This is a genomic window from Paeniglutamicibacter selenitireducens (assembly GCF_051550675.1).
Classification (GTDB): Bacteria; Actinomycetota; Actinomycetes; order Actinomycetales; family Micrococcaceae; genus Paeniglutamicibacter.
On sequence record NZ_JBPULF010000002.1, the window covers coordinates 579174 to 591535 of the forward strand.

Here is a 12362-nt window from a genome sequence, read left to right on the forward strand (position 1 = left end):
CGAGCAACCACCAAAGGACGTGAATCATGGACGGCATCCAGAACATGGGGGCCCGGGAGATGACCGAGGCCATCCGGCGACGCGAACTCTCGGCACGCGAGGCGCTGCAGAGCCACATCGACCAGATCCACCGGGTCAACGAGCCCATCAATGCGGTCATCACCACCGACTTCGAACGCGCTGAAACCCTTGCCGCTGCGGCCGACGAGGCCACTTCACGTGGCACCGCCACCGGGGCGCTGCACGGACTGCCCATGACCCACAAGGACACCTACAACACCGCCGGGCTGCGCAGCACCCAGGGCTCGCTGACGCTGCGCGACCACGTGCCCGCCACCGACGACCTGCTGATCGGCCGCCTCACCGAGGCCGGGGTCATCCGCACCGGCAAGACCAACGTCCCCGAATTCGGCGCCGGCTCCCACACCTTCAACGAACTCTTCGGCACCACCACCAACCCGTACGACACCACGTTGAGCGCCGGCGGATCCTCGGGCGGGGTCGCCGCAGCCATCGCCTCGCACATCCAGCCCCTCGGCGACGGGTCGGACATGGGCGGCTCGCTGCGCATCCCGGCCGCGTTCTGCAATGTGGTGGGGTTCCGTCCCTCCTACGGCGTGATCCCCATGCCCGCCGCCTCCAACTCGTGGGCCTGGCTGGCCCGCGGCGGCCCGATGGCCCGCAGCGTCGATGACATCGCGCTGTTCATGGGCGCCACCGCCGGGGACAGCCCGCGGGTCGCTACCCCCAACACGCTCACAGGGAACGACTTCAAGAACCTGCCGGAGAACGCGCTGCGCGGGATCCGCATCGGCTACAGCAGGGACTTCGGGATCGGCGTGCCTGTCGAACCGGAAATCCTTGCCGTGCTTGACGCCCAGATCGCCCACTTCGAGGCCGCCGGCGCGCACGTGGAGGAGGCAAGCATCGACCTGCGCGACGCCGACCTGGTCTTCGGCAACACCCGCGCCTACGACTTCGCCACCGGGCTCGGGGACCTGGTGCGCACCCAGCGGGAGCTGATCAAACCCGAGGTGATCTGGAACGTCGAGAAGGGCTGGGCACTGGGCGCGCAGGATTTGATAGACACCACTGCAGCGCGCACCCGCCTGGAGATCGCAGTCCAGGCGTTCTTCGCCCGCTACGACCTCTTCCTGAGCCCGGCCACCCAGGTGCTGCCCTTCGACGCCGGCTGGCGCTACCCCCGGGAGATCGCCGGGGTCCCCTCCACCACGTACCTGGATTGGATGCGCTCGGCCTGCCTGCTTTCGGCCACTTCCCTGCCGGTGCTCTCGATGCCCGCCGGCTTCACCACGTCCGGCGTGCCGGTCGGCCTGCAGATGGCGAGCAACCACTACTCGGACGCCTCCCTGCTGGCCTTCGCCCAGGACTTCGAGCGGCGCACCCGCTACGCCGAGCAGGCGCCCGCCCTGGCCACGGCATCCCCCGTCGCCGCCGCCAAGACCCCACAGGACATCCGATGAGCACCACCACGACAACCCCCGCACCGACCTCGGTTCCAGCCCCCGCGGCATCCGCCGGTGGCCCGCTGCGCGGGATCACCGTCGTGGACCTCAGCCGCGCTCTGGCCGGCCCGCACGCGGGCATGATGCTCGGGGACCTCGGGGCACGGGTCATCAAGGTGGAGAACGCCGCAGCCGGGGACGACACCCGCTCCTGGGGCCCGCCCTTCGTCGGCCCGGAGGACGATAGCCAATCCACCTATTTCCTCTCCTGCAACCGCAACAAGGAATCGATAGGCCTGGATTTGAAGAGCCACGACGGCGTGGAAACGCTGCGCGCGCTGATCGCCAACGCGGACGTGCTGATCGAGAACTTCCGCCCCGGCGTGCTTGACCGGCTGGGCTTCGACACCGAGACCATGGCCTCCCTCAACCCGCGCCTGGTGGTGCTGTCCATCAGCGGGTTCGGCCACGACGGGCCCGAGGCCCAACGCAGCGGCTACGACCAGATCCTGCAGGGAGAGGCCGGGCTGATGTCGCTGACCGGTTCCTCCCCCGAGGACCCGCAGCGGGTGGGAGTGCCGATCGCCGACCTGCTCTCCGGGATGTACGGCGCCTACGGCGTGCTGGCTGCCCTGCGCGAACGCGAGCTCACGGGCACCGGCCAGGTGGTCCGCACCTCGCTGCTTGCAGCTGTCATCGGCGTCCACGCCTTCCAGGGAACCCGCAGCACCGTGGCCGCCGAAACGCCGCGCGCCCAGGGAAACCACCACCCCTCGATCGCCCCCTACGGACTGTTCCGCAGCAAAGACGGCTTCGTGCAGATCTCCGTGGGAAGCGCCAAGCTGTGGCAGTCCTTCGCCGCCGAATTCGGACTGGAGGGGTTGGAGGGTTTCGAAGCGAACGCCGACCGGGTGCGCCGCCGCACCGAACTGATCGAGATCATCGAGGAGCGCTTCGGCCGCTTCACCACGTCGGAATTGCTGGCCAAGCTGGAGGGCGCCGGGGTTCCCGCGGGCATCGTGCGCACCCTTGACGAGGTCTACGCCTGGGACCAAGTGGCCTCCCAGGGGCTGCTGATTGACGTCGAGCACCCATTGCTGGGTTCGATCACCCTTCCCGGGGCGCCGCTGCGCTTCTTCGCCCCGGACGGCACCGAGCACACCAACACCAACCACCAGGCGCCTCCCCTGCTGAACCAGCACGGCAACGCCATCAGGTCCTGGCTGGAGGAGCGGTGATGACGGGAACCGCGGCTGTCGCGCTGGCTCCCGCCTCGGCAGCCGAGGCGGCGCCGCCACCGGGCCGCCCCGTGCGCCGCAACGCCCGCGACCTGGTGGACACCGTCCTTGACCCCGGCTCCTTCAGATCCTGGGACGTTCCGGCCGACTATGCCGCCGCGGAGCCCGGCTACCGGGAGGAATTGCTGGCCGCCGCCGAACGCAGCGGCGTCGACGAGTCGATCATCACCGGCGAGGGCCTGATCAACGGGCGGCGCGTGGCGGTGATAGCCAACGAGTTCGCGTTCCTGGGCGGGTCGATCGGCCGTTTCGCCGCGGACCGGCTGGTGCGCGCCTTCGAGCGCGCCACCGCCGAGGGGCTGCCGGTGCTCGCCAGCCCGGCCTCCGGCGGGACCCGCATGCAGGAGGGCACCCCGGCGTTCGTGGGAATGGTGAAGATCGCCGCGGCCGTCCGGGCCCATCGCGCCACCCGCCAGCCCTACCTGGTGTACCTGCGCCACCCCACCACCGGTGGCGTCATGGCCTCCTGGGGCTCGCTGGGCCACATCACGGTGGCCGAGCCCGGGGCGCTGCTGGGCTTCCTGGGCCCCCGGGTCTACCAGGCCATCTACGGCGAACCGTTCCCCGCGGGGGTGCAGGTCGCGGAGAACCTGCACCGGCTCGGGCTGATCGATGCCGTGGTCCCTGTCGAGGAACTTGCCGGGGTGCTCACCCGCGCGTTGGACATCCTGGGCCACGGAGGCGGGCCCCGCTTCCCGTCGACGGACCCGGAGACCGGGGCAGCGGCGGAAGGCGTTCCGGCCGCCGAGGTGGAGGACCGGGTGCTGGACCGCGAGCAGGTGTGGGCCTCCATCCTGGCGACCCGCCACCCGCGCCGGCCCACGGTGCGGCACCTGATCAAGTACGGGGCTGCGGATGTCCTGCAGCTCTCGGGCACCGGCGGCGGCCAGCGCGACGCGCGCACCTACCTGGCGCTGGCAAGGTTCGGGAACTCGGCCTGCGTCCTCGTGGGCCAGGACCGGGCCGCCGGGGACGCCGAACCGCTGGGCCCGGCCTTCCTGCGCGAGGCCCAGCGCGGCATGGCGCTTGCCGAGTCCCTGGGCATCCCCCTGGTCAGTGTCATCGACACCGAGGGCGCGGCCCTGTCCCGGGCGGCGGAGGAGGGCGGCATGGCCGCGGAGATCGCCAGGTCCATCTCCGGGCTGATCGGGCTGCGCACCCCCACCGTCTCGGTGCTGCTGGGCCAGGGCACCGGCGGCGGGGCGCTGGCACTTGTCCCGGCGGACCGCACCATTGCCGCCTCGCGCGCGTGGCTGAGCCCGCTTCCCCCGGAAGGGGCCAGCGCCATCATGCACCGCACCACGGACCGGGCCGCGGAACTGGCCCACGCCCAGGGCGTCGACGCCTACTCGCTGCGCCGGCGCGGCATCGTGGACGTGCTGGTTCCCGAACCCGAGCACAGCGAGCGGCAGCCGCGCGAGTTCATCGCCTCGATCGCCGCCGCGCTGGAGAACGCGCTGGAGGAGCTGGCCGGTGCCGGGTTGGATACGCTGGTGCCGGCGAGGGTCGCCAAGTACGCGGCGATCGGCTGATCACCGGCGAGCGCGTCCACGGACAGGGAAAGAGGTGGTGCTTCATGGCCCAGGACGGGCTCACGACGTTGCAGCGGCGCATCATCGGTGCGCTGCAGGTCGACGGACGCGCCACCTGGCGCAAGATCGCCCAGGTCCTGGACGAGCACGAGCGCACCGTGGCGCGGCAGGGCGCGGAGATGCTGGCCGCCAAGACCATCACGGTGGCCGCGATCCGCACCCGGGAATCGGCGGTCATCATGCGCATGACCTGCAACCCGGGCACGGCCCGGCTGGCCTGCGAATCCATGGCCCAGCGGCAGGACACCTCCTTCAGCTACCTTGTCACGGGCGTGGGCGACGTGGTCTCGGAGGTCGCCTACGAGGGGAACGAGCTCAACGAGATCCTCAACCTGCAGCTTCCCTCCACCCCCGGGCTGACCTCCTGCGCCACCTACCCGGTGCTGAAGTACTTCCGCACCATCAGGGGCTGGCGGGTCGGTGTCCTCACGGCCGCCGAGGAACTTGCCATGTCCACCGAGCTCACCCGGGACGACACCCGCCAGCAGGGGGTGCGCGAAGGGAACGTGCGCGAGGGCGGCGGGCGCCTGACGGAGAACGACGAGTTGATTGCCCAGGCCCTGCAGCGCGACGGCCGGGCGAGCGTTGAGGCCATCGCCCGGCAGGTGCGGCTCTCCGAATCGACGGTGTCCCGCCGCATCGACTGGCTGATCCGCAACTCGCACCTGGCCATCCGCACCCTGGTGGAGCCCGACGCGCTGGGCCTGCGCACCGAGGCGCTGCTGTGGATCCACACGGCACCGAACAACGTGGAGGCCCTCGGCACGGCCCTGGCCAAGCGGCCGGAGGTCCGCTACGCGGCGGCCGTCGCCGGGGACTGCCAGCTGGTGGTGGACGTGACGGTGGCCAACCCGGCCCAGCTCTACCAGTTCCTGGCAGACTCCTCCTGGAGCACGTCGATGACCAACATGCAGACCACCATGGTGATGCAGGCCCGCAAACGCGGCGGGCAATTGATCTAGCGCCCCGCCCCGGCGGCCGGGACTCCCCGCCCCTCACCCAATCAATTGATTGACAGTGACGGGCATCACGGTGTTGGCTGGTGGCAGGATCCCGATCAACCGATCGGGAATCACGCTTGGCCTTCTCCGGGGAGAACGCATGGATCGTGGCAGGGTGCAGCAGGCGGCGGTGGCGTGTTTTGCCGCGCGCGGGTTCGCCGCCACGGGTATCCGCGAGCTCGGCGCCGCGGCCGGCATCAACTCCGCCACGCTCTACCACTACGCCGGCAGCAAGGAAGAGCTGCTCGTCGGCATCATGCGCTCCTGCCTGGACGCCATGATCGACTCCGGCTCCGCGGCACTGCGCACCAGCCCCGAACCCACCCTCCAGCTGGCGGCACTCGTCTCCTCGCATGTGGGCTTCACCGCCACCAACCCGCTCACCTCGCGCGTCGCCGAGCACGAGATGCGCGCACTGGGAACCGAAAACCGCCGCGCCATGCAGCACCTGCGCGACGAGTACGAGTCCCTCTTCGCCCAGGTGGTCCAGCGGGGGCTGCGCGTCGGGGAATTCACGGCCGACGACGCCACCATGGCGCGGCTCGCCCTGATGGAAATGGGAACCGGCGTGGCCCACTGGTACAGGCCCGACGGCCGCCTCACGCTCGCGCAGGTGCAGCACAACTTCGTGAACATGGCCTGCAGGATCCTCGCGGCCGACCCCGCCCCGCTCGAGGGCGCCGAATACATCCGCCCACCCGAACTGCTGGGCAGCGAACCACCCCCGGGTCCCGCCAGGCTCCCTGCCTAGCTCCACCCGCCCGGACTTCCCCGGAAAGCTTCCCGCCCGCCAGAAACGAGGACACGTGCAACGACTGACAAGCAGCATCGACACCGCAGACCCCGGCTTCCTCAGGAACGCTGCCGAACAGCGGGAACTTGTCGCCGAGCTGCGCCGGCGCCTGGCCGCCGCGGCACTGGGCGGCCCGGAGAAATCCCGGGCCCGCCACGTGGAGCGCGGCAAGCTGCTGCCCCGGGACCGCGTCGATGCGCTGTTGGATGAGGGCTCGCCCTTCCTGGAGATCGCACCGCTGGCGGCGGAGGGAATGTACGGCGGGGACTCCCCCGGGGCCGGGATGGTCACCGGGATCGGACTGGTCCACGGGCGGCACGTGATGGTGGTGTGCAACGACCCCACGGTCAAGGGCGGCACCTACTTCCCGATGACGGTCAAGAAGCACCTGCGCGCCCAGGAAATCGCGCTGGAGAACTCCCTGCCCTGCATCTACCTCGTCGACTCCGGCGGCGCCTTCCTGCCCCTGCAGGACGAGGTGTTCCCGGACCGCGAGCACTTCGGGCGCATCTTCTACAACCAAGCGAACCTCTCCGCCGCCAAGATCCCGCAGCTCGCCGCGGTGCTCGGCTCCTGCACGGCCGGCGGCGCCTACGTCCCGGCGATGAGCGACGAGACGGTGATAGTGCGCAACCAGGGGACCATCTTCCTGGGCGGCCCGCCGCTGGTGAAGGCCGCGATCGGCGAGGTGGTCACGGCGGAGGAACTCGGCGGCGGCGAGCTGCACGCGGGCGTCTCCGGCGTCGTGGACCACCTGGCGGAAAACGACGCCCACGCGATCCGCATCCTGCGCGACATCGTCCAGTCCCTGCCGCCCGCCCCCGAGCCCGCCTGGGACATCCTCCCGGAACCGGCCGACCCCGCAGAGGACCCGGAGGGGATCTACGGCGCGGTGCCGGTGGACGTCAACGCACCCTACGACGTGCGCGAGGTGATAGCCCGCATCGTCGATTCCAGCGAGTTCCACGAGTTCAAGGCCGGCTACGGCACCACGCTTGTCACGGGGTTCGCGCGCCTGCACGGGCACCGCGTGGGCATCGTCGCCAACAACGGGGTGCTCTTCTCCGAGTCCGCGCTCAAGGGTGCGCACTTCATCGAGCTCTGCGACCAGCGCGGCATCCCGCTCATCTTCCTGCAGAACCTCTCCGGCTTCATGGTGGGCCGCGACTACGAGGCCGGCGGCATCGCCAAGCACGGGGCCAAGATGGTCACCGCCGTGGCCACCGCGCGCGTACCCAAGCTGACGGTCATCATCGGCGGCTCCTTCGGGGCCGGCAACTACTCGATGTGCGGGAGGGCCTACGGCCCGCGCTTCCTGTGGATGTGGCCCGCCGCGCGGATCTCCGTGATGGGCGGGGCGCAGGCCTCCAGCGTGCTCGCCACCGTCAAGCGCGATGCGCTCGAGGCGGCGGGTTCCACCTGGAGCGCCGAGGAGGAGGCCGCCTTCAAGGAACCGCTCCGGCGGCAATATGAGGACCAGGGCAACCCGTACTATTCCACGGCCCGGCTCTGGGACGACGGGGTCATCGACCCGCTGGACACCCGGCGGGTCCTGGGCCTGGCGCTGGATGTCTGCGCCTCCCAGCCACTGCCCGAAACCTCCTTCGGCCTCTTCAGGATGTGATGCACCATGTACACCCAGAACATGACCACGAACAACGCCGCGCTCCATGACACATCCCTTTTTGACACCGTGCTTGTGGCAAACCGCGGGGAGATCGCCGTGCGCGTCATCCGCACGCTCAAGCGCCTGGGCATCCGCTCGGTGGCCATCTACTCCGATGCCGACGCCGGGGCCCTGCACGTGCGCGAGGCCGATGTTGCAGTCCACGTGGGCACCGCTCCCGCCGCCGAAAGCTACCTGGACGCCGCCGCGGTCATCGAGGCCTGCCGGCGCAGCGGCGCGCAGGCCGTGCACCCCGGCTACGGCTTCCTCTCCGAGAACGTCGGCTTTGCCCGGGAGCTGAAGAACGCAGGGGTCGTGTTCATCGGGCCCGGCATCGACGCGCTGCTGCTGATGGGCGACAAGATCCGCTCGAAGAACCACGTCGCAGCCCACGACGTCCCGGTCACCCCGGGCATCGCCGAACCCGAGCTCGGCGACGAGGAACTCGTCGACGCCGCGGCGGAGATCGGCTTCCCGGTGCTGATCAAGCCCTCGGCCGGGGGCGGCGGCAAGGGCATGGTGGCGGTGGACTCCCCCGAGGCGCTGCCCGCCGCACTGGCCAGCGCCCGCCGCACCGCGCTGGCCGCCTTCGGGGACGACACGCTCTTCCTGGAGCGCCTGGTGCGCAGCCCCCGGCACATCGAGGTGCAGGTGCTCGCCGACACCCACGGCAACACCGTGCACCTGGGCGAGCGGGAATGCTCGCTGCAGCGCCGCCACCAGAAAGTCATCGAGGAGGCCCCCTCCCCGCTGCTGGAGCAGCAGGCCGACGGCGCGCGCATCCGCGCGGAGCTCGGGGCCGCCGCTGTGTCCGCGGCGAAGTCGGTGAACTACGTGGGGGCCGGTACCGTCGAGTTCCTGGTCTCCGACGAGTCGCCGGGCGAGTTCTTCTTCATGGAGATGAACACCCGGCTGCAGGTCGAGCACCCGGTCACCGAGGAGGTCGTGCGGATCCGCGGTGGACGGATCGACCTGGTGGAGGCGCAGGTGCGCATCGCCGCGGGCCAGCCGCTGGGCTTCACCCAGGAGGACGTCACGCTGGTGGGCCACGCAGTGGAGGCGCGCGTCTACGCGGAGGACCCGGCCCGCGACTTTCTGCCCTCGACCGGAACGCTGCTGGCGGTGGAGGAGCCCGCGGGCGAGAACGTGCGGGTGGATTCCTGCCTGGTGGAGGGCCTTGCGGTGTCCCCGCACTACGACCCAATGCTGGCCAAGGTCATCGCCTGGGGCCCGGAGCGGGCCGCGGCGCTGCACCGGCTGGATGCCGCATTGGGCAGGACGGTGGTCCTGGGCGTGCTGACAAACATCGAGTACCTGCGGCTGCTGCTGGCCGATCCAGACGTCCGCGCCGGGCACCTTGATACAACGCTGATCGAACGCAAGATGCCCGCCATGGCGTTCCACCAGCTCGATGACACGGAGCTGGTGCTCGCCGCCGGACTGGCCCTGGACCGGCGCCCGGGCTCCGGCGGGACCTGGCGGGCGCGCGATTCATGGCGCATCGGCGGGCCGGCGCGCACCCGGAGCGTGCTGGAGGTCGACGGGCAGCTGCGCGTCCTGCACTCGGTCCCCGATGCCTCGTCCCCGGAGGGCGGTTCCCGCATCTTCACCCTCGGGGAGGCGTTCCATGCCTTCACGGCGCTGGGTTCCGGCGGCCATGCCGTCGACGGGATCCGGCAGCGCATGGCCACGGCATTCGGGGAGGATTCCACGCTGTGGCTCAGCCGCGACGGCTGGGTCTCCTGCCTGAGGGTCGTCGACCGGGCCGAGGAGCTGGAGCGGGCCCTGGCATCGCGGCAGGTCAAAGAGGGAGACAAGTCACCCGATGTAAAGTCCCCTATGCCCGGTACCGTGATCGCGGTCGGTGTCGTCGACGGCCAGCGGGTGGCCGAGGGCGAGGTGCTGGTGACCATCGAGGCCATGAAGATGGAACACCCCATGCGCTCCCCGGGGGACGGCATCGTGCGGATCGGCCGGCTGAAGGTCGGCGACCTGGTCAAGGCCCGGCAAGTGGTTGCCACCGTCACCGCAGATGCCATGCCGGAGCACCCCGACCAGGAGGAGCCGGCCGGGACCGTGAATCCCGCAGCCGCCGAGGAAGCGAGGATGCCCTCGTGAACGACTTCACCCTGGGTCCCGCTATCCTGTTCTGCCCGGCGGACCGGCCCGAGCGCTACGCCAAGGCGCTCGAACGGGCCGACGCAGTCATCATCGACCTCGAGGACGCCGTGGCCCCGGCGAACCGGGAGGCGGCCCGCGCGGCCCTCGTGGCCAACCCGCAGGATCCCGAGCGCACCATCGTGCGGGTCAACCCCGTGGGAAGCGCCGACTTCGCGGCGGACCTGGCCGCCCTGGGCCACACCAACTACCGCACGCTCATGCTGGCCAAGACCGAATCCGCGGCCCACGCCGCACAGCTGTCCGGGTTCTCGGTCGTGGCCCTCTGCGAGACGGCGCTCGGGGTGCTCAATGCCCCGGAGATCGCGGCGGCACCCAACGTGGCGGCCCTGATGTGGGGCGCCGAGGACCTTGTCGCATCCTTGGGCGGCTCGTCCTCGCGCCATGATTCCGGCGGCTACCGGGACGTGGCCCTCCATGCCCGCTCGCGGGTGCTGCTCGCCGCCGGGGCCCACGGGAAGGTTGCCATCGATTCGGTATACCTGGATATCGGCGACCACGACGGGCTGCTGGCCGAGTCGCTCGACGCCCGGGCCTCGGGCTTCGGCGCCAAGGCCTCCATCCACCCCGGGCAGATGCCGGTCATCCGCAGGGGCTTCGCCCCCACCCCAGCGCAGGTGGAACGCGCGCAGCGGCTGCTGGAGGCCGCTGCCGGGCAGCCCGGAGTCTTCGCCTTCGAGGGGCAGATGGTGGACGAGCCGCTGCTGCGGCACGCGCGATCGGTCATCGCCGGGTCGCTGGATCCGCAACAGGGGGCACAGCCGCCGGGGTGACCCCACCGCCAACCCCGCCGCCCGCGGATGTTGCCCGCCGTGACGGCACCCTCGTGAGACGCGCCGCATTCTACACAAAAGCCGGGAAAAGCAGAGCCTGATCACCGAGAATGTAACTGTCACCAACCGGTGGCGCGTAATGGACCTGGCCCGACCGCCCCATGAGGGTCGATCCGGCCACAAGGAGGGACACTCATGGAATTCTGGTCAGAATTTTGGAACATCATCTGGTACTTCGTATCGGCTTTCGTCTTCATCGCGTACCTGATCGCACTGTTCAGCATCATCACCGACCTGTTCCGCGACCGCGAGCTCAACGGCTGGTGGAAGGCCCTCTGGTTCGTCGCACTGATCTTCGTCTCGCTGCCCGCGGCACTTGTCTACCTGATCGTGCGCGGACGGGGCATGGCCGAACGCGGCCGCAAGAACATCGAAGCCTCCGCACGCGCCACCGAGGACTACATCCGCACCGTGGCCCACGTGAGCCCCAGCGACGAGATCGCCAAGGCCAAGTCGCTCCTGGATGCCGGCTCCATCACGGCCGAGGAGTACGAGCACCTCAAGCGCCGCGCGCTGGGCACCACCGAGGCCCCGGCCTCGGCCTAACGATCCGCGCCCTCGGCGCAGACGCCACATGGCGCCGGTTCCCTTCACGGGAACCGGCGTTTTTTGTGCCTCCGACAAGGCATCATCCGATTCCGTTGGCGCAATGCGCCGCGACGCCGGGGGCTTGCGCGGTGCGGTCCAACCCCATAGCGTACAGGGCAGGAGACCAGCACGGGCTCCGGCACAGCCGCTGGGATCCGCCCGTGATTCAGCGAGGACGTGCACATGGAAGCAATGCCCCAGGGAAAGCTGCGCAACAGCGCCGCCGAAGCCATGGCGGGGGTGCTCGCCGACGGCATCACCATCGCGGTGGGCGGCTTCGGGCTCAGCGGAATCCCCGTCGACCTGATCCATGCGGTGCGCGATTCAGGGGCCACGGACCTGACGATCGTCTCGAACAACATGGGCGTCGACGGCAAGGGGCTGGGCATCCTCATCGACTCCGGCCAGGTGCGCAAGGTGCTGGCCTCCTACGTGGGCGAGAACAAGCGCTTCGCCGAGGAATACCTCTCCGGGCAGCTCGAGGTCGAGTTCGTCCCGCAGGGCACGCTCGCCGAGCGGCTCCGGGCCGGCGGCGCCGGCATCCCCGCCTTCTACACCAAGACCGGGGTCGGGACCCTGGTGGCCGAGGGCAAGCCCCTCGAGGAGTTCGACGGCGAGACCTACGTGCGCGAGCGCGGCATCGTCGCCGACCTCGCCCTGGTCCACGCACACACCTCGGACACCGACGGGAACCTTGTCTACCGGCACACCGCACGGAACTTCAACCCGGTCGTGGCCACCGCCGGGAAGGTCACCATCGCGGAGGCCGAGGTGATCGTCCCGCTCGGCGGCATCGACCCGAACCACGTCGTCACCCCGGGCGTCTATGTCCAGCACGTGGTGCGCGCCATCGAAAAGACCAAGGACATCGAGCAGCGCACGGTCCGCCCGCGGCCCGCCGACCGCTGATTCCACCACCGGCAACCACCACAAGCGGAACCTAGAGC

Annotated in this window: 10 protein-coding genes; all 10 read left to right on the forward strand. The window is 70.2% G+C overall.

Features of this window, described 5'->3' with window-relative positions; all coding sequences use genetic code 11:
• Nucleotides 1-23: 23 nt before the first annotated feature.
• The 10 genes from ACSYDW_RS06090 to ACSYDW_RS06135 all read left to right on the forward strand — a co-directional run bounded on the left by ACSYDW_RS06090 (nt 24) and on the right by ACSYDW_RS06135 (nt 12324).
• Nucleotides 24-1484 carry an amidase gene (locus ACSYDW_RS06090; RefSeq protein ID WP_438337951.1) on the forward strand — a complete coding sequence of 487 codons (1461 nt, stop codon included), beginning with the start codon at nt 24-26 and terminating at the stop codon, nt 1482-1484.
• Nucleotides 1481-2704, forward strand: a complete 1224-nt coding sequence (locus ACSYDW_RS06095) for a CaiB/BaiF CoA transferase family protein (RefSeq protein ID WP_438337818.1) — start codon at nt 1481-1483, stop codon at nt 2702-2704. Before ACSYDW_RS06090 ends, ACSYDW_RS06095 begins: the two co-directional genes overlap by 4 nt.
• Nucleotides 2704-4296: a carboxyl transferase domain-containing protein gene (locus ACSYDW_RS06100; RefSeq protein WP_438337819.1), complete on the forward strand. Its 1593-nt coding sequence runs from the start codon at nt 2704-2706 to the stop codon at nt 4294-4296. The genes ACSYDW_RS06095 and ACSYDW_RS06100 overlap by 1 nt, the downstream gene beginning before the upstream one ends.
• A 44-nt stretch (nt 4297-4340) precedes the next feature.
• Nucleotides 4341-5318, forward strand: a complete 978-nt coding sequence (locus ACSYDW_RS06105) for an Lrp/AsnC family transcriptional regulator (protein ID WP_438337820.1) — start codon at nt 4341-4343, stop codon at nt 5316-5318.
• 139 nt (nt 5319-5457) lie between these two features.
• Nucleotides 5458-6108, forward strand: coding sequence for a TetR/AcrR family transcriptional regulator (locus ACSYDW_RS06110; RefSeq protein WP_438337821.1), 651 nt, complete (start codon nt 5458-5460; stop codon nt 6106-6108).
• A gap of 64 nt (nt 6109-6172) precedes the next feature.
• On the forward strand, nt 6173-7774 hold the full coding sequence (locus ACSYDW_RS06115) for a carboxyl transferase domain-containing protein (RefSeq protein ID WP_438337952.1): 1602 nt from the start codon (nt 6173-6175) through the stop codon (nt 7772-7774).
• 6 nt (nt 7775-7780) lie between these two features.
• Nucleotides 7781-9934 (forward strand): acetyl/propionyl/methylcrotonyl-CoA carboxylase subunit alpha, encoded by a 2154-nt coding sequence (locus tag ACSYDW_RS06120; protein WP_438337822.1) that lies wholly within the window; start codon nt 7781-7783, stop codon nt 9932-9934.
• Entirely contained in the window at nt 9931-10767 is an 837-nt protein-coding gene (locus ACSYDW_RS06125) for an HpcH/HpaI aldolase/citrate lyase family protein (RefSeq protein ID WP_438337823.1), read from the forward strand. The genes ACSYDW_RS06120 and ACSYDW_RS06125 overlap by 4 nt, the downstream gene beginning before the upstream one ends.
• Nucleotides 10768-10962: 195 nt before the next feature.
• Nucleotides 10963-11373: an SHOCT domain-containing protein gene (locus tag ACSYDW_RS06130; protein WP_438337824.1), complete on the forward strand. Its 411-nt coding sequence runs from the start codon at nt 10963-10965 to the stop codon at nt 11371-11373.
• 225 nt (nt 11374-11598) lie between these two features.
• Entirely contained in the window at nt 11599-12324 is a 726-nt protein-coding gene (locus tag ACSYDW_RS06135; protein WP_438337825.1) for a CoA transferase subunit A, read from the forward strand.
• The last annotated feature ends 38 nt before the right edge of the window (nt 12325-12362 follow it).